This is a genomic window from Legionella sp. PATHC035 (assembly GCF_026191115.1).
Lineage (GTDB): Bacteria > Pseudomonadota > Gammaproteobacteria > Legionellales > Legionellaceae > Legionella.
The window spans coordinates 2,099,105-2,117,749 of sequence record NZ_JAPHOT010000001.1 but is presented as its reverse complement, the minus strand read 5'-3'; the positions used below and the strand labels follow the sequence as shown (position 1 = coordinate 2,117,749).

Here is an 18,645-nt window from a genome sequence, read left to right as displayed (position 1 = left end):
TGGGGCTTTGGTTAACACGAATGACAGCATTCCTTCCGATCAGTGAAAATAAGAAGGAATGCTATAAATCTCCGTACGGCAAGTCTGAAATTAGCGTTTTTTAAAACCAAAAATACCAGTTCGAAATACGCCTGTTTTACCTACAGCTGTTGAAGGAACTACAGCCTTTGCGGGAGCGGTCAATGCAGCAGGAGCAGTCTTTCCTACAGCTGCTTTATGCAATACAGTGACTTTTCCACCAACAGCGGTACCTCCACCACCAACAATCCCGCGGAATCCCACAAACCCGTAGCGTTGCATTGCTGCAGGATTAGCTACACTCATTGTTTTTACTGTAGCTGGAGTACCTACTTTAGTTACGGGAGCCACAGATGCTGCCTTAGCCGGACCTGTATTGACGCTAGTAACCGGCGTAGCTGTCGTCCCTCCTGAGCCCACTTGAGTTACACCGGATGAGGTTGCTGTTGCAGAACCTACGCTGGTCACCCCTGTCGATGAAGAGGTTGCAGAACCCACATTAGCCAATCCAGTTGAGGTACTTGTTGCAGCACCCACACCACTGACCCCAGTTGCTGTCGCAGCAGAACCGACACTGCTCACTTTTGCGGGTGCTACTGCAGTAGCTGAAGCTGTTGTTGTTGCTATAGCAGAAGACGCAGCCGTGGTTGCGGCATGAACAGAATAACTTGGTAAAATGAGAGCAAAAGAAAACAGACTTCCAAAGCATGCTTTGAACAATTTAGAATACAACATGATGTTTGATACCCCTGCAAAAAATGAAAACATCAGGTAATTGTTGAAACAAATCACCTATAAAAAGTATAGTCATGAGCAACTACATTTCCATGCAATTGGTCTATATTTACACTATTTTTAGTATTTAAACTCAGACTACGCCTGAGCATTGTCCTTCAAAGTCAAAAACAGTGCTCGGGGATTAGGTTAACGAGAAATCGATGCGCTAAACCGCTAAAAAACATTCCCTCTTATCGATTCCAATAAGAGGGAATATGATGCGCGATTCGGATTGTCATCAAAATGGAATTAACGTTTTTTAAAGCCTAAAAATACCCCTCGTGTAGTCTTGTTTACAGCTGGGGCGGTAGCAGCTGGGACGGCAGCAGCCGGAGCGGCTGTCTTCGCGGTGGAAACCCTACGTAGGGTAGTCAGATTGGTACTGCCAGCTCCTTTTCCCGTAACAATGGTGTTAAATCCAGCCATCTTATAGCGTGCCATTGCAGCACTAGTCACTGCTGAAGAATTAGGACGGGATATGGTCGGGGCAACAGCGAATGCCTTTGCTTGCGCTGCTGTTGTGACAGTAAGTGCATAACAAGGCATAACCAGTGCGAATGAAAGAGTCGTTCCTAAACATGCCTTGGAAAATTTTGAATACAACATGATGAACCTCTGCAACAAATGAAAACATCTTGGGTAAATAACAAATTACCTAATTCAAAGTATAGAGCCCGAGGTGGCATTTTCAAACTCTGAGTTCAGGTTTTACACTATTTTTATCATTTACATCCTCCTATAACTCAATGCTTTGAGATAAGTGCTTTAGTTCTCAAAAAAATGAATATTTTGGCTTTATAAGGGTTTGAACCTCTGTATCAATACTCGTAAGGATGCCTATAATAGATTTAGGGATGCTAAGGGTGGTTGGTTGGACTACACCTTCACCCAGGCTATAAATAATGAAACCTATCTCGAAAAGACGAACTCATGGGCCTGCAAAAAGATTTATCCAAAAACACTGCACTTAAATTCATTATCCTTACGGGGATTGTTAGCCTTTTTGCTGATATGACTTATGAGGGATCACGCAGTATCACCGGACCCTACTTGGCACTATTAGGGGCGAATGCAGCTGCTGTTGGATTTGTCTCAGGCTTTGGAGAGTTATTAGGTTATGTGCTGCGCATGGTTTCAGGCTACCTTACCGATCGCACGCACAAGTATTGGACCATTACCATTCTAGGTTACACCTGTAATTTATTAGCGGTTCCTTTGTTAGCACTCGCCGATCAATGGTGGTTTGCCGCTGTTCTCATTATCACCGAACGCATCGGTAAAGGGATTCGTACACCGGCTCGTGATGCTATGCTCGCCCATGCTGGACAGCAAAAAGGACTGGGATGGGCATTTGGCTTACATGAAGCATTGGATCAAACTGGTGCGATGTTAGGCCCTTTGATTCTTGCTCTAGCTCTTTATTTAAAATTAGAATATCGCTACTGCTTTGCCTTACTTTTAATTCCCGCATTATGTGCCTTAGGTACTTTATGGCTCGCACGATGGCTCTATCCACGTCCTCAAGATTTGGAGGTACATCACGATACACTTGCAGTGACGGGCATGAATAGGAACACCGTTTTTTGGTTGTACTTATCAGGAGCCGCGCTTATTGCGGCAGGCTATGCCGATTTTCCTTTAATCGCTTTTCACTTTCAGAAAACCGGGATTTTATCTCCGCTGTGGATTCCAATTTCTTATGCTATAGCAAAAGGCTTTAATATAGTAAGCGCCCCATTGCTGGGCTCACTTTATGATCGTTATGGTTTTATTATTCTGGTGATTATTTCGTTTTTATCTTGTTTTTTTGCGCCTTTAGTATTTTTTGGCAATTCCAGTCTGGCCTTATCAGGGGTTATTTTATGGAGTATTGGCGTATGTGCGCATGAATCGCTGATGCGTGCGATAGTTGCGGGCATAGTGCCTAAGGAAAAACGGGGTTCTGCTTATGGAGTATTCAATACTGGCTTTGGTGTGTTTTGGTTTTTCGGCAGCGTCATCATGGGCGTACTCTACGATAGTTCCATTTCTGCACTGGTTATCTTCTCCATTGCAATCCAATTGTTGGCATTTCCTATTTTAGGGATTGTGATGGTCAAACTAAAAAAATAAACCACCCTATGTTTGTGCTGCCAATTTTTTTAAAGGTTCTCCTGATAAACGAAACTGCAGTAAATCCGTCCGTGGTTTTGCTCCTATGAACTCAAAGAATTCAATGCCTTTTTTATTCCAAGTAACGGTATGTCCTTCCAACCGGCAACATTCTTTCTCAATTGCCAATTGAGCAAGATGCGACAACAACAATGTACCCAAGCCATAGCTCCGATAAAGTTCATCGACAAACAGATCATCGATATAAAGTATCGGTGCGCCTGCCGAGGCCGAGTAGGTGAAAAAATATAAAGCATAGCCCGCAGGTTTTTTCTTATATTCAGCCAATAAGACATAAAAATACCTATTTCGTCCAAAACCATGCGACGCAATTTTCTCTAAAGTCAACTGAACTTCTTCGGGTTGCTTTCGCTCATGTTCAGCCAATTTTTTTACTAAAACCAGGATTTCTTCTTGATCTTTCTTCTTCGCAATTCGAAAAGTAAATTCCATGTCCTACCCCTCCACAACCCCAAATCTTAACCAAAACGATTTACTGGTTGATGACAATAAGGTGCTTTATGATGTTTGGCATAATAATCCTGATGGTATTCTTCTGCCGGCCAAAATGTTTGTACTGGAAAAAGGCGAGTAGCCACCTGATAACCTCTTTTTTGCAGCATTTGCATTAAAGTTTCCGCTTCTTCCAATTGTTCTTGAGTGTAATAGAATACAGCGCTTTGATATTGCTGACCTATATCAGGACCTTGCCCTGTTTTTTGCGTCGGATCATGTATTTCAAAAAAACGTTTTAAAACCTGGTGGTAGTCGGTTTTCTCTTTATCGTAGATAACCCGTACCGCTTCATAATGTCCTGTATTGCCTTGGCAAACTTGCTCATAGCTCGGTTCTGAAGTAACCCCACCGGTATAGCCCACCTCAACACGAAGAACCCCGGGTATTTGCTTTAAAAAATGATCAACCCCCCAAAAACACCCACCAGCCATGATGGCTTCTTCAGTATCCAATACCTTGCTGTCTGCCACAAAATCAATGGAAGCGGAATTAACACAATGACGCAAATTCTTCTGGGTAAAATATTCACCAGTAAAGACATGTCCTAAATGCGCATCACAGCGTGAGCAGAGTATTTCCATACGTCTGCCATCGCGATCAGGAATCTGTTGTACCGCATGGACAATATTGTCGTCAAAACTTGGCCAACCACACCCAGAGCTGAATTGGCTTGAACCACGAAATAAGGCCAAACCACAGCGTCTGCACAAATAGGTACCGCTAGTCATTACAAAATTGTAAGAACCCGTATGCGGATATTCTGTGGCTTTTTCACAAATTACCCTTTTTGCTAAAGGAGTTAAGCTGGCTGTTTTATCTAAATAAGTGTCCATAGACTTTACCTTTGTTGCCCTTGGCAAATTTTATCGGCTAAATAACCCACTGCCCCTGCATAATAGATAGAATTATTATAGTGCAAAATCATCTTATAATTGGGGAAGGTTAAGAAGGTTGGGCCACCCAATGGCTGAACGATACTGCCTTGCAAATTTTGATAGGGCAAGGGTTTGCCATCTTCTGTACGCACCCCCATCGCATTCCATTCGCTCACTGGTTTGACAATGGTTTTACCTTCTAGGGCCATATCAAATTTACGCGGCAACTTGACTTGGACTGCCCATGGCTCCCCCGTTTGCCATCCATTTTGTTTCATGTAATTTGCAATGGACGCAAATACATCGGGTTTGCTCCTCCAAATATCTTTTCGACCGTCTCCATCATAATCAACAGCGTATTTAACCCAACTCGAGGGTAAAAATTGCGGCTGTCCTGAGGCTCCAGCCCATTCCCCTTTGAAATCAGCCAAGCTGACATGGCCCTCATTCAAAATACGTAAGGCAATAAATAACTCTTTACGGAAAAAATCTTTTCTGTTGGAGTCATAGGCAAGGGTCGCCAAGGCTTTCACTACAGGAAAATTCCCCATATAAGTACCATAGCTGGTTTCCATTCCCCAAAAAGACACGATAAAGCATGGATTTACCCCATATTGCTTCGCAACTGCCTCCAATACAGACTGGTTTCTCTTATATTCCTTACGTCCTATCGCAATTCGATACGCATCAACGCGAGTATTGCGATACTTAATAAAAGTAAGTCGATGTTCTGGCTGCGAACGCAAAAGTCCTTTAATTTGATGGCTTGGCTCGTGGATTCCGGCAAAAGCTTGATCAAACGTCGCTGGCGAAACCCCTTGTTGCAATGCTTCAGCTCTGACACCAGCAACCCAATCGTTCCAATTCTGTTGTGCAAAGGCAACATGATGTACTAGAACACAGGCGATAATCGCAAGTCCCCACTTTTTCATAGCCCTTCCCCCTGATTCTTTTTGATTATCTGACTGCCATCTTAATATTTAAGATAGACCATTTCTCTTAAAACCGTAGCCTGTTCCCTTATTTACAGCCTAGTGAAGCGCATGGGACCTTCTATCACCCACCAAGACTCCAGTACGCTTCACTCAGGCCTTATAGCACTCTGGCTCGCAAAGACAAGCGATTATACCGTGAGTATTACAATGCTTCCATAAATGCCGTTAAATCGGCTTTTTCATCTTGGGTTAACTGTAACTGCACGATTAAGTTAAAAAACTCAACCGTATCGGCCATAGTTAACAAACGGCCATCATGTAAGGAGACTCTTTCCTCTCAAATAGACGCAGCCCCTTCACCGTTTTAGATGGGTTATCAATCAAGTCATAACGCTGTTTTAACCGTTCTTGCAGAGGTTCATTAATCGCTTTTTTTTCACCACTCATGCGTTGCAAAATACTATTAAAAGTCTCGTGAATGACTCCAGTTAAATCACTTGAAGGAACTTGGACATTACTTGCAGATGTTGTTTGTGGCGGCGCAGAATGAGCAAATGAAAAAGAAAAGAAGCTGGATGTTAAGACCATCACAACCATCGATTTGTTTAACATATGCAAGTCCATTTAACCATAAAATGAATTTTTCATCATAAGGTAGTTATAAATTCCATGCAATAGAAAGGTGATTGAACTTCATTAGCTATTCAGGTTACTCACTCCGTAAAGAAACTACGGGCTCCAATTTTGCAGCACGTCGTGCGGGATAAAAGCCAAAGAAAATACCAGTGGCTGCCGAGACCAAAAAACCCGCTAGGGGGGGAAGAAGATAGATTGAAAAATTCCAATCACTAAAATAGGCCAAAATACGTGTAAAAACTAAACCCAAAATCACACCAAGAATCCCTCCCAGCAAAGAAAGCATCACTGATTCCACCAGAAATAAAGCCTGAATCTCGCTATTTTTAGCACCAACTGCCTTACGAATACCAATTTCTTTTTTTCGCTCACTGACTGAAACCAACATGACATTCATTACCCCAATTCCTCCTACTAAAAGAGAAATTCCACCAATTACAGCAAGCAATAAAGTAAAAATATGTCCTTGGTTTTCCATACTGGCAATAATTTGTTTGGCACTGCGTGAAAAAACACTTAGTTTCGGTGCAATGGAACCAATAATTTGTTTTATTTCTTCAATCACCTCATCAATAGGGCTGTCCGGTTTCAACTCCAGAACCACATTATTCACTCTCGCATCTTTACTCACCAGACTAATTCCAGCCAATGGAATAATAGCAGCCTGATTGATGTCTTCATTAAAAAATCCATTTTCCTTCCAAGGCTCAGCCACGCCGATAATTGTGTACAAAGATTGTCCGATGCGTAATTGTTTGCCAATGGGATCATCAAAACTGATTTCCTGGATTTGTCGTGCTAAACCTGCACCAATAACACAGTAATGTTCATAGGACTCAACAAAAGAAACAAAATGACCGGCAGCTAATTTGATGTGCACGATTTTTGCCAAATGTTCATTCGCGCCAATAACAGCTCCTTGCATTTGTTTGCCCTGAAAACTCAGGGGTTGATATGCCGTACTATAGGGGGCCATCTCGACAATATAAGGAATTCGCTCTGGCAATTGTTCCCATTGAGCTACGGAGATGGATTCCATGCTTCCCGATTTTTCAGTCGTTTTAGGATAAACAGCTACTGCCAATAAATCGGTACCTAATGCCTTGAATTGCGCTAACGCTTTTTCGGTAGCAAGTTGGCCACAGCTAATTAAAGCAACCACCGCAGCAGTACCCACTAAAATGCCTAAAACTGCTAAAAAAGAGCGTAACTTAGCGGCGGTCAAATTCACTAAAGCTTGCTGACAATGTCCGGCAAAATTCATGATGCAGTCTCCGTGATCACGAAACCATCCACCAGTGTGATTTTTCGCTGACATAATGCGGCAATCTGCTCATCATGGGTGATCATAATGATACTACGCCCCTGGGCATGCAAACTTAAAAATAAATTCATTACTTCATTACCCGTACGTGAATCAAGAGCCCCTGTAGGTTCATCTGCCAAAATCACTTGTGGCTCGCTTACCAAAGCACGCGCAATAGCGACGCGTTGCTGTTGTCCACCGGATAATTGCGTAGGCCGGTGCTGTGCATACTGCTGCATACCTACCCGCTCAAGAGCCACAAGCACTCTTTCCTTAATTTCAGCAGCACCCACACCTCGATAAATTAACGGCAATGCCACATTTTGCATGGCACTAAATCTTGGTAATAAATTGAATTGTTGGAATACAAAACCAATGTTTTGATTTCGTAACTCGGCTAACTCATCATCGGATAAAGCAGCGACATTACGATTTTTTAATAAATAGGTTCCCGCATCTGCCTTATCGAGAAGTCCCATAATATTCATTAACGTCGATTTACCAGAACCGGAAGCACCTACAATCGCCAATAAATCTCCTTCATTTACGGTAAGCGATACTTCTTTTAAAATCGTGGTGCTGATTCCTTCAAGATGATAGGTTTTAACAATATTAGACAGCTTCATTAATGGTTGTTGATTTTTTTTAAGCGTGCTGGCCTCTGGCGATTTTAATGCTGAACTCACGTGTTTCAGAACGCGCCCCTCTTCGCAATTTATAACGACATCACTCATAAACCACCACTTCGCCGGCCTTTAAACCGCTTTCAACAACCACTAAATCCGCCTGTGCGGCACCGGTCGTAATCACGCGCTTTTCTGTAACATTGGGCTTAGTTTGCACGTGAACTACACTTTGGCCTTTCTCCCGCTTTATTGCAGCAATCGGTACTAGAAGTTGTTTCCCATTATCAACACTAATTTCTATGGATGCGCTCATACCCACTTTGATCCAACGTTGCTGCTCAGCAGTCAGGTTTCTCACCTCAACTACTGCAGTAAAAAAAGGTAAGCCATTGTTCGTGGATGCCTGCGCATTCACTACGACCAGTTGCCCTTTTAATTGATATTTACCAAATGCAACCCCAGTTACTATTGCATCCATGCCTGTTTGAATTTGAGTGATATCAATTTCAGGGACATCAATTTCAATACGGATTCCCGATAAATCACCAATCAAACCAATAACTTGACCTGACTTTACGGTAGAGCCAACAGTAACGCGTGCACTTTTATCCTCACCGGCTTTCGGTGGGTACAGGAGTATTCCATCACCAGACGCTTTTAAACGAATCAGATTGTGATTCGCAGCCAAAATGGTTTTTATCTTATCGAAATCAGCCAAACTTAAAGCAGATAAATTTTTTGGACTGTTTTCATCTAATTTTTCCAACATTTCAGTCAGCTTTCGTGTGGATTGCATTAAAGTAACCCGGCCAGTATCTACATTTGATTTTTCACTCATGTAATTATTTTTGGATAATAGACCTGAATCCCATAAGTCCTGAGTCCCAACAAATTTAGCCTTTGCGATGGTATAACTGTCTTTGGCTTTTAAATATTCCGTTAACGTCTCGTTAAATTGTCTTTGTAACTCCGTTGAATTAAGCGTCAAAATCATATCGCCTTTTTTAACCAATTGCCCATAATGAAAATTCATGCTTTCAACCACGGCTTCGATTGGACTGGCAATGGTATTTTCATGCAACGGTTGCACCGTTCCCGTAAAATGTAGGGTCTTATGCAGGGTTTGTTCTTCAACTTTATAGCGGTGTAATGCAACCGTTTTTTTCTTTTCGTGATGACCACATGCGGATAGAAGAAGCCCACTTAATAATAAAATGATTAATTTTGATTTGTATAACCTATTCATCCACCATACCTTAATTCTATGCGCCAATGCTCCAACGTTGTTCCCAAAGTCCTTTGCAGATTTGATATCTGATTGAGATAGGCCATCTTTGCATTAATTAATCCAGACTGTGCTTGGATCAGCTGATTCTGTGTGTTATTCACATCCAATGCACTCGATATCCCCGCTTGCTGTTTTTTCTTCTCCAAGGCATAAGACTGCTCTGCCAATTTCACTTGTTTGAGTGCTAATTGATAACGTTTTGCCAAACTTCTTATATTGTTAATGGTATTGGTTATATTCGTTATTAATGCTCGTTTAGTAGCCAGTAAATTTAAGCGGTCTTTTTCCAAACGTACTTTAGCGTTTATCAGTTGGCTGCGACGACCGATATCATGTAAAGGAACAGTTAGGGTCAAACGCGCTGCTTCGGTGATGTTGTTTCCATTGTAAATACCATTCAATCCACCATTAACGCCAGTGACATCATTCACCACGCCACTTTGCACGTTTCCTGACACATCCAATTGCCATAATTGTTGATTTTTAGCCACCTTATAGGCTCGCTCATCAGCCCGCAATGTCATTTTTTGTGCTAAATAAATGGTATTATGATTTAATGCCTGATCGATGGATTGCTGTAAATTGGGAACTGAGAGTTTATCTAAAGCAACATCGCTGGGAACCGAGATATGCATTTCGGGATCAAGGCCTATAGTCTGCAAAAGATCCTGTGCAGCGGTTTGAAAATCATTTTCAGCCTGTTCTACCATTAAACTTAACGATTCGATTTGGTAGGACTGCTGAATATTGCCTGTTGGTTCTAATTGACCCGCCTTGATTTTTTTTTCATTAATTTCATAAGATTTTTTAGCTTCTTTTAACTGCAATCGTTGATTCTGTAAATTATTACCACTCAAAATCAGCATTCGATAGGCCACAATGACTTGTGTGACTTGATCCGCAACTGACTGTTGTAAGTTTAATTTGTTTAACCACTCATTGTCCTCGGCATCTAAAAGCGCTGCTTCATTTACCGATTTCCCAAAACCACGCAATAAAGGCTGGGTTAAAGAAAAATTCAATACCGGATTGTAATTGTTATTTTCATTGACGTTATTATTGATCGATAAATTGGCTTCTGTGCCGAGTTTCGTTTTCAAATTGAACTCGGGACTGGCTAATAGCGTATGGGTCGTATCCGTACCCACACCATTGAACCTGCTTTTTTGCAGTACTCCAGAGGCACCTAAAGCATATTGCAGTTCAAACTGATTGTGCGCTAAACGTAATTGATAGCGTTGTACGATACGGTCTAACTCAGCATTTTGGATGTTGGGATTGTAGCGTAAGGCCAATAAAATCGCCTCTCTTAGACTCAGCTGATGAACTTTTTTATTTCGGGCTGCTGGTGAAGTGGGTAACTCTATCCAGTTGTGTAACATAAATTCAGGATTTTTGATTGCTGTTTGTAATCGTTCCTCTGCTTGTTTTACTTGTAAATCGTCACTTACTGGAATGGACCAAACATTAAATCCGAAGAGGGAGCAGAGTACCAAAGAGATAACAGCCACCCATGGCGTACGGGTCGCCCCCATTGCCATTAAGTTTAAGAATTTTCCTTCGCCCCATGGGGAGAAGGTACCCATTAAGGCAGGTGAGGGTATTGATTTTAGCCAGCCAACCCTCTCGCCTACCCCCCTCACACGAGCGAGAGAGAACACTCTTAACATAATGGCAAAGAAGGCTGAAGAGAAGAAGCTCAACGAGTTTCGTAACATCATTTATTATTCCAGACTGCGAATCGTTGCATATCCTGCAAACGTAATGCAGTTAATTGGCCACCCCAAAGACATCCTGTATCTATTGCATGAATTTTGGGATTGGGACATTTCCCCATTAAAGCAGCCCAATGTCCAAAAACGATATCTACATCAATTTCTTTTCGATGCGGTACCTCATACCAAGGATAAAGATTTGCGGGTGCTTGAGCAATAGTTCCTTTATAACCCAGCTCGAGCCGTCCTTGTGCATCGCAAAAGCGCATACGCGTAAAATAATTAGTAATCACCCGCAGTCTATCGCTCCCCTTGAGCTCATCTGACCATATATCGGGTTGGTTTCCGTACATATTCGATAAAAAATCACGATAAGATTCACCGGCCAGGCGTTCTTCGAGCTCCTTGGCAAGCTGCATGGCCTGCGGCAAGTCCCACAAAGGACAAATACCCGCATGACACATCATCACCCCAAGCTCTGGCGAATAATATAAAATGGATTGTTTTCTTAACCAATGCCCTAGGCTTTCACCATCAGCAGCATGCATTACCTCCTGCAAGGTATCATCGTGCCCTTTCCATGGCCTACCCCCAAAGAGGGAGGCTAACAAGTGTAAATCATGATTGCCGAGAGTCACGCGGGGCGTAACCGGTAGGGAGCTGACGAAACGTAACACCGCCAAAGATTCAGGACCACGATTTACTAAATCACCAACAAACCACAGCCGATCCCTTTTGTCATCAAAATCAATGTGCTCCAATAACCGTTGCAATGGTTCATAACAACCCTGCACATCCCCAATTGCATAATCAGACACCGTTTTTGGCTCCCGGCTTAAGGCCAAGTCCTTCATTTTCAACGGCTTGCCATTTTCCTGCCGCGTCTAATTTTTGCAATGATTGGGTCAAACCAGTGCTTTGTTGCTGAGTAAACTGACTACCGAATTGTGCTTTATGAATCAATTCTGTTGCAGACATAGACTCTACTTTGCCTGTACTCATTTGCACAACCTTGACGGATTGCGGTAAAGCGAGAGCATACTTAGAAAATACAACCCCCGTTTCCATTTGATTTTTTGTTTCAAAGCGGCTAAGAACCCCACCATCAGCAGCACGATGATGTAAGCCTAAAGATAAAAATCCATTTTGAACCGCTTGCCAGTTTTTATATTCAGGGTGTTCGCGAACGAATAGTTGAAACATTTCTGCACACATCAACATCCCGCCGGGAACCATAAATAATGGGGCTTTGTTAACCATAATTCGGCCACTATCTAAGGCTTTTATCATCCATTGGATAAACTCCATACCCACGGTCTGTTCTTTTTCTAATAAGGTTTCGGGTTGTCCACCAGAGAAAGTACCTGCACGGTATCGACCACCAGTATGAGCAGTACCTCTCACCATAAATTCAAGTAAATAACGCTGGATAGCAATCGCTTCTGCTCGAATTAAGATGGCACCTAAAGTACCGGCAGAACGTTCATCTTCATTTAATAAGGCAAGCCACACTGCAAGAACTTCGGGATTAGACGCTAACCAGGCAAATCCACTCGCAGGCATTAATGTTCTTGCCAACAATAAATTGAGGCGACGTCGAAATTCAATTTCGGGCTCTTTTTCAAATTCGTAAAAGTAATAAACCCCTGTACTGGTCATATTTTCAAGCAGAGGGTTCCATTCTTTTAAAAATTGTCCATTGGCATCATAAAAACTCACACGATAATCAACAAATAACTTGCCTATCCCTTGCAGAATTGCTGCTGAAAACAGTGCATATTGCCAAAGTTTTTGCTCTTCGGAGAGTTGATCAGGCTGCTCCTGTACCATGAACTCCTGAAAGAGGCTCAATGCCGCTTCCGTGCGATTCAGCGCATGATCCACAAGCCCACCTTGTTGTGAATAATAACTATTTGTCGTTTCAGGTAAATTTTGACAATAGTGAACGAGGTTAGTAATCAAGATGCCGCATAAACTGTCATATCGCGCCGTTTCGAGACCCGATAACATTCTCATTCGCTTAAGTAGTGTCTGCCTCTTATCTTCTGACAAAATAAGGTTTGCATTAACAATGCGTGTTAAATCTTTTAAAGATTTACCTTGTGAGGACAAGGAACCTTTACGCTGACGTTGACGATGAAACAAGGCCATCTCCATAATAATTTAATAACTCCAAGATTGAAAAATTAGGTCCATGATGATTAATTTTACACTAATTGGAAATAAATTTCGCTAGTTGAACATATTCCTGAATAGAAATCTGTTCTGGTCTTTTATTTCCATCAATGCCCAAAGTACTCAATTGCTCAACCGTTATAATTCCCTTTAAATTGTTATTTAGTGTTTTTCGGCGCATGGCAAAAGCGCTCGCCACCAATCGCTCCAGCTGCGCCACAGCAACTTGTTCAAAAGGAGAAACACGATGGGGTATAAGGCGGACCACCGCTGAATCGACTTTGGGTTGTGGATCAAATGCTTCTGGGGGTACATCAAACAAATGTTCCACCGCACAATGATACTGCAACATCACCGTTAATCGGCCATAGGCCTTACTGCCCGGTTGTGCTGCCATACGGTCTACAACTTCCTTTTGCAACATAAAATGCATATCTTCTATGTATGAAGCAAAACCTAACAAATGAATTAGTAGTGGAGTTGAAATATTATAGGGTAAATTACCCACCACACGTAATTGAGCGCCAAATTGGCTGTAGTCTAGGGTTAACGCATCTGCAGCAACCAAATGTAATTTCCCCTGCGCAATAGGAAGCTCTGCCAGATATTTTTGTAAATCCGTATCAATTTCGACAGCGGTTAAATGATTTAAACGACGCAACAATGGCTCAGTCAACGCACCCAAGCCTGGACCAATTTCCAGTATATTATCTTCCTCTTGCGGATTGATTGCGCGTACAATATCATCAATAATGTGTCGGTTTTGTAGAAAATTCTGGCCAAACCGCTTACGTGGGCTATGCCTCACCTTAGTTCATCCTATAAATAAAAAACCAATTATAACGTGCATCCTCAATAAAAAGTAGCCTAAAACAAACGAAGTAGAATGCTGGTTTTCCATGACCAGCGCGCAATCGACTTTAAAATCCAAGCCTGAAACTTAGATGACCAAATTAACTCAATAAAGCCGTCCAAAATGAGCCTTTTGGGGTTACTTGGGTATAGCCTAAACTTCACAATTTGGTGTAAAATTCGCCCACTATGAACAAGGCTGGGATCTTTATGGCTTATAGAAAAATGTTAAAATCCAAAATTCATCGTGCTTGTGTCACCGAAGCCGATTTGGACTATGAGGGAAGCATTACTATTTCACCAGAGCTTCTTAAAGCGGCAAACATATTGCCTTATGAGGCAGTTAATGTATGGAATATCACTGCAGGTACTCGATTTGAGACTTATGCGATTACCGGTAAACCTGGCTCGACTGAAATTTGCGTTAATGGAGCAGCAGCACATTTAGTCACTCCGGGGGATTTAATCATTATTGCCTCGTTTACCCAAGTATTGGAAGAGGACTGTGCCAACCTGGTTCCAACTGTAGTTTTTGTTGATCAATTTAATCGTTTAAGAGAAATAAGACCTGAAAAAATTGGCGTGAAAAGCAAAGAGCTTGCGGAAGTTTAAAACGACCTCTTTCTCATGGTAGGGAATATTGCCTTCTTCCCGTCATCTCGGGCAGAGCCAGGGATCTCCTCATGGAGATAAGCAGCTACAGCATTGAAATCCCTTGTTGCACTCAAGATGACGGAATACAGGAAGGAAGTCTCCGAAGGATGGCTGAGGGCATTGATTGGGATCGATGAACCCTCACTTTGGCCCTATTCCACACCAGGATGAGGGGATTCCTTTCACCTTGATGAGAGTGATAAGGTAATGATTCTAACTTAGGCGTAAACAATACTCATGCTCAATCATCTTTTAGAACTGCGCCGTCGTGGATTACAGACCCTGATTTGTTTTGGCGGATTATTTTTTATATTCTTTTTTTGGGCGAATGATTTGTTCCAGGCGCTGGTTAGCCCACTACTGCACTCGCTTTCTGCACAAGAAGGCTTAATTGCCACCCAAGTAACCTCTCCAGTATTTACTCCGTTGAAACTGGCTGCGGATGCGGCACTATTACTGAGTGCTCCCATTGCCTTATTTCAATTTTGGCGGTTTATCAGTCCCGGCCTGTATCCAAGAGAACAAACTACACTGCGCATCGCCTTAAGCTTCAGCCTCTTGCTGTTTCTTGCTGGAGTTTTATTCTGTTTTTATCTGGTGCTGCCATTTATGTTCCATTTTTTTGCCCATGCACTGCCGAAAGGGGTGCGTTACATGCCCGATATGAGTTACGCATTGGATTTTATAACTCGAATGCTCATGACCTTTGGATTTTGCTTTCAAGTGCCGTTAATTTGTTTCGTTTTAGTGCGTTTAAACCTCATTGAGGTAGTGACGCTAAAAAAAATCAGACCTTACGTCATTGTTGGCGCTTTTATTGTAGGGATGTTACTGACTCCCCCCGATGTTTTCTCTCAAATCATGCTCGCGGTTCCACTTTGTCTGCTCTACGAAACCGGGATTATACTGGCCATTTATTTCATTTAAAGCTGTTTTGCATTTATTTTAAACAAATATAGTGCTCACTTAATGACCATGCAATGATTTTGTTTTATAATTCGTGCCCATATTTTAATCATTTAGATGTGAGCGCAAAATGATAGAGAAACTCCAATTAGTCCACCAGTATCAAGAGAAACAAAAGCTAATCGTTGCACAAAAAGAAGAAATTGCCCGGTTGCAACAGAGAAAGTCAGAGATTGAAATACGGATTGAAAAATATAATAAAGATAATCAAACTATCATAACAAAAACGATCCCTGACACTTTAGAAGTCGTACAGATACAGGCAAGCGCTTCAGAGCATCTCGATACCCTAAATAAGGAAGATGTTTTAAAACATCTTCAGGGACAATTTCATATTATCGAGGAGGCCGTAACGAAATATCAAGAAATAGCACATCCGGATAAGACACAGAAATTATTAAATTTTTTGCAAGCCGTGCAAAATCACCTTAATTTAGGTTTTAACGCTTATGATTCTAGCGAACTTGCAAGACTTGCCAATGGATCAGGTCTTCCTAGCCGTAAAAACCCTGCAAATACCGGTTTTAACCTAATGCTGGAAATTTTAGGAGAGGATCCATCGCATTATTTTTTAACTTGGAAAAGTACCGATTATAAAAAATTATCCACTATTGTTCCCCAAAAAATTGAAGCACAAGAATTTGCTCACAACGAAGATAATCGTTATCTAGAATCACTCTCAAATACCTCAAAAACATTGGAACAGCTCAAAAGTAAATTAACTTCCAACTTCGAGGAGCGCGATAAATTAGCCGCTGAAGTCTCTGAGCTGTCTTTGCAAATCACTAAAATAGACACCGTTACCATCAGGGAACTCGAAGAGCAAGCAACAGTACTTGATCAGAAAATTAAAGAAATAGAACAAAATGAAGAGCAGGACAGACAACGAGCCCGAGAGCAACAACAGGAACTAGAACGACAACAACGACTGCAGCAAGAAGAGTTAGTCCGCCAAGAAGAGTTAAAACAACCACGTGTGATTCTTGCCACTGAATTTAAAAGAATGCTTGAAAACTATAAACAGGAGCGTAACCAGAATAAGTATTATCGTGCTAAAGATTATTTTGACGCAACTGATAAGGAGTTTCGCGAACAATTCATAGACGAGTTAGTTAACGAAAATACTGGGTTATTCAAAACCTACGTGGACACCGGAAACAGTGACGCGTTGCTGAAGAAAATTATGACTCAAATTGATGAGTTTCCTGGAGTCAAATTGCAAGCGACGCTGAGTCGAATTGCAGTGAAGCTCATGGATGCAGATGCGAAACCTGAAGCAGTAGACAACCGTTCTACCCAAGTACGCCAAGCGCTTTCCGCTTTGAAAAGGAAAAAAGGTAAAGAGGAACAATATGCCCTAAAAATGCTAGATTTATATGGAAAAATTACAGATATAGAGCGTTATGCAAGAACCTTGCCCGAGCCTCAAAACGGAATAATAGCACGACTTGCTGCTGATCTTACTCAAGATGTGGATCAATTTGTTTATCAAAATAAAGCGGGGCTCCCTAATAAAGTGGCCTACCAACAATTTGAAATGAAGGTTAAAGCACGGTTACACAGCCAAGATGATGTGATGAGTGGACACAGACCATGGTATTTCATTGCCGGCAATTTGTTATTCAGCCTGGCTACATTAGCCAAATTGGTTTGTTCAAAAGTTCTGACTGGAAGAGCAACGCTCTTCTTTGACAAAACGGCAGCTCAAAAAGAAATTGAAGCTCCGGTTGATGAAGCCTTGGAAGATATCCGAACGCTATTTGAGATTTAATTATAATTAGAGTAATCTGCCAGCTTAAATATCATCCCCGCGCAAAGCGGGGATCTATTTTTAAGCAACACAAAGCCCTTTCGGAAATGGAGAACCCCCTCCTCGCAATGAAACCCAAGTTAGAGTACACCGTCATCGATTCCCTGAAACCCACAACGACTATAATAGAAATAAGCATTTTAAATTTGTATTATGCAGCCTAATGTTTTCATTACGATAAAATAAATATGCCTAATGAATCGAGATTGACACAACACCTACACACACAAGCATTATTACGACAAAATGCCGCCTCTCGTTTTCAAAAAATAAATCAACAATACGATGAAGTGGATCCTGGATTAAAAGAAGAATTAAAAAATATAGTCCTTAAAAAGCTCAGTGAAACTAAAAAATTAGCCCTCATATTAGTCGACATTCAAAATGACTTCGTGCTACACGATTTTGCCTTATATGCCCCCGGTGGCGAACATACTTTGTTTCGTAATATGGCATTACTTGATGCAGTTAGTGAACTCATTATCGGTTATCCCAAACTGGGCCATCATCTTGAGATTATTACCACTCAAGATGCACATGTGTTCCAACGGACTCTCGACAACATCGATGCACAAATCATGTTGCAAAGTTATGGGATAGTGCATACGCAAAAAACACTAAGCATCGAACACAATGAATTGCTGCCATTTAATCCGCATAAAGGGCAATATGGACTCCATTGCCTTAATGGCACCATCGGTGCAGCGATTTCTCAGCCCATAGAAGAACGACTAGAAAATCTGAAAGAAAATATCCCGATTTATCGCTTCGCTAAAATCAATTTTTCTGCACCTGTTGCGGGCATGAAACTTAAGGAAGAAGTTGAATTAAGTGATCCTCAATTTTTGAATACGGGGAACCCGATTTATGATGAGTGCGCTTTGTCATTTCTGCAGTTTTTTCACAATCAAGCATACAGCGAGCTCATGCTTACCGGCATATGCGGAAATATTTGTGTACAACAAGCTGCTGAAGGCTTGGCAGCGGCTGGAGAAAAAGTATGCATCCTCGATCCCTGCGTTCACTATCTGATTATTCCAGGCATCAACTCATATGATGAAGTGTGGACAGCGGTTCAGCACGCGTATGCAGAACAAGGCATCCTGACTATTGAATTGCCTCATTTTCGCTCGAATCCAGAGTGATAACGATTAGAAAATGAAGCAAATAAGAACAAATTAAGACCCAAACAAACAATTTGCCGACAAAAAACCAGAAACCCAACAATTTGCTTTTTGATTCATCAGCCATCAATTTTGAGTCTTTATTTTTTCTTTGCCTTTTCTTTACCCTTCAAGCTTATTTCATTTCGTCCGATATATTATTCAAAATGCACAACAAAGAG

Annotated in this window: 18 protein-coding genes; 5 read left to right on the top strand and 13 right to left on the bottom strand. The window is 41.6% G+C overall.

Features of this window, described 5'->3' with window-relative positions; all coding sequences use genetic code 11:
* Positions 1-90: 90 nt before the first annotated feature.
* Entirely contained in the window at positions 91-753 is a 663-nt protein-coding gene (locus tag OQJ13_RS09325) for a hypothetical protein (protein WP_265710582.1), read from the bottom strand.
* Positions 754-1,044: 291 nt separating this feature from the next.
* Positions 1,045-1,401: a hypothetical protein gene (locus tag OQJ13_RS09320; RefSeq protein ID WP_265710581.1), complete on the bottom strand. Its 357-nt coding sequence runs from the start codon at positions 1,399-1,401 to the stop codon at positions 1,045-1,047.
* A gap of 324 nt (positions 1,402-1,725) precedes the next feature.
* On the opposite strand from OQJ13_RS09320, the gene OQJ13_RS09315 reads away from it, so the two are divergent.
* Positions 1,726-2,907 carry an MFS transporter gene (locus tag OQJ13_RS09315; protein WP_265710580.1) on the top strand — a complete coding sequence of 394 codons (1,182 nt, stop codon included), beginning with the start codon at positions 1,726-1,728 and terminating at the stop codon, positions 2,905-2,907.
* A 6-nt stretch (positions 2,908-2,913) separates the two neighbouring features.
* Here the strand turns inward: OQJ13_RS09315 and OQJ13_RS09310 are convergent, their stop codons facing one another.
* From OQJ13_RS09310 to rsmA, 11 genes are all read right to left on the bottom strand, one after another.
* Positions 2,914-3,399, bottom strand: coding sequence for a GNAT family N-acetyltransferase (locus tag OQJ13_RS09310; RefSeq protein WP_265710579.1), 486 nt, complete (start codon positions 3,397-3,399; stop codon positions 2,914-2,916).
* Between the two features lie 26 nt (positions 3,400-3,425).
* Positions 3,426-4,295: a bifunctional methionine sulfoxide reductase B/A protein gene (locus OQJ13_RS09305; RefSeq protein WP_265710578.1), complete on the bottom strand. Its 870-nt coding sequence runs from the start codon at positions 4,293-4,295 to the stop codon at positions 3,426-3,428.
* 5 nt (positions 4,296-4,300) lie between these two features.
* Positions 4,301-5,269: a lytic murein transglycosylase gene (locus OQJ13_RS09300; RefSeq protein ID WP_265710577.1), complete on the bottom strand. Its 969-nt coding sequence runs from the start codon at positions 5,267-5,269 to the stop codon at positions 4,301-4,303.
* Between the two features lie 303 nt (positions 5,270-5,572).
* A complete protein-coding gene (locus OQJ13_RS09295; RefSeq protein WP_265710576.1) occupies positions 5,573-5,884 on the bottom strand; it encodes a hypothetical protein in 312 nt (103 codons plus the stop codon).
* 97 nt (positions 5,885-5,981) lie between these two features.
* A complete protein-coding gene (locus OQJ13_RS09290; protein WP_265711918.1) occupies positions 5,982-7,172 on the bottom strand; it encodes an ABC transporter permease in 1,191 nt (396 codons plus the stop codon).
* Complete coding sequence (locus tag OQJ13_RS09285; protein WP_265711917.1) at positions 7,169-7,840, bottom strand: ABC transporter ATP-binding protein; 672 nt, start codon at positions 7,838-7,840, stop codon at positions 7,169-7,171. Before OQJ13_RS09285 ends, OQJ13_RS09290 begins: the two co-directional genes overlap by 4 nt.
* Positions 7,841-7,940: 100 nt before the next feature.
* Positions 7,941-9,086 carry an efflux RND transporter periplasmic adaptor subunit gene (locus tag OQJ13_RS09280; protein WP_265710575.1) on the bottom strand — a complete coding sequence of 382 codons (1,146 nt, stop codon included), beginning with the start codon at positions 9,084-9,086 and terminating at the stop codon, positions 7,941-7,943.
* Positions 9,083-10,669: a TolC family protein gene (locus OQJ13_RS09275; RefSeq protein ID WP_265711916.1), complete on the bottom strand. Its 1,587-nt coding sequence runs from the start codon at positions 10,667-10,669 to the stop codon at positions 9,083-9,085. Before OQJ13_RS09275 ends, OQJ13_RS09280 begins: the two co-directional genes overlap by 4 nt.
* A 176-nt stretch (positions 10,670-10,845) precedes the next feature.
* Positions 10,846-11,661, bottom strand: a complete 816-nt coding sequence (locus OQJ13_RS09270) for a symmetrical bis(5'-nucleosyl)-tetraphosphatase (protein WP_265710574.1) — start codon at positions 11,659-11,661, stop codon at positions 10,846-10,848.
* Positions 11,654-13,000 carry a conjugal transfer nickase/helicase domain-containing protein gene (locus OQJ13_RS09265; RefSeq protein WP_265710573.1) on the bottom strand — a complete coding sequence of 449 codons (1,347 nt, stop codon included), beginning with the start codon at positions 12,998-13,000 and terminating at the stop codon, positions 11,654-11,656. Before OQJ13_RS09265 ends, OQJ13_RS09270 begins: the two co-directional genes overlap by 8 nt.
* A gap of 55 nt (positions 13,001-13,055) precedes the next feature.
* The gene (gene rsmA, locus OQJ13_RS09260) at positions 13,056-13,826 is read right to left on the bottom strand and encodes a 16S rRNA (adenine(1518)-N(6)/adenine(1519)-N(6))-dimethyltransferase RsmA (protein ID WP_265710572.1); all 771 of its coding nucleotides are present in this window, start codon (positions 13,824-13,826) and stop codon (positions 13,056-13,058) included.
* Between the two features lie 254 nt (positions 13,827-14,080).
* Between rsmA and panD the strand changes: the two genes are divergently transcribed.
* The 4 genes from panD to OQJ13_RS09240 all read left to right on the top strand — a co-directional run bounded on the left by panD (position 14,081) and on the right by OQJ13_RS09240 (position 18,445).
* On the top strand, positions 14,081-14,482 hold the full coding sequence (panD, locus tag OQJ13_RS09255) for an aspartate 1-decarboxylase (RefSeq protein WP_265710571.1): 402 nt from the start codon (positions 14,081-14,083) through the stop codon (positions 14,480-14,482).
* Positions 14,483-14,761: 279 nt separating this feature from the next.
* Entirely contained in the window at positions 14,762-15,451 is a 690-nt protein-coding gene (gene tatC / locus OQJ13_RS09250) for a twin-arginine translocase subunit TatC (protein ID WP_265710570.1), read from the top strand.
* Positions 15,452-15,560: 109 nt separating this feature from the next.
* Positions 15,561-17,261, top strand: a complete 1,701-nt coding sequence (locus OQJ13_RS09245; RefSeq protein ID WP_265710569.1) for a hypothetical protein — start codon at positions 15,561-15,563, stop codon at positions 17,259-17,261.
* 227 nt (positions 17,262-17,488) lie between these two features.
* Positions 17,489-18,445, top strand: a complete 957-nt coding sequence (locus OQJ13_RS09240; RefSeq protein ID WP_265710568.1) for an isochorismatase — start codon at positions 17,489-17,491, stop codon at positions 18,443-18,445.
* Positions 18,446-18,645: the final 200 nt, after the last annotated feature.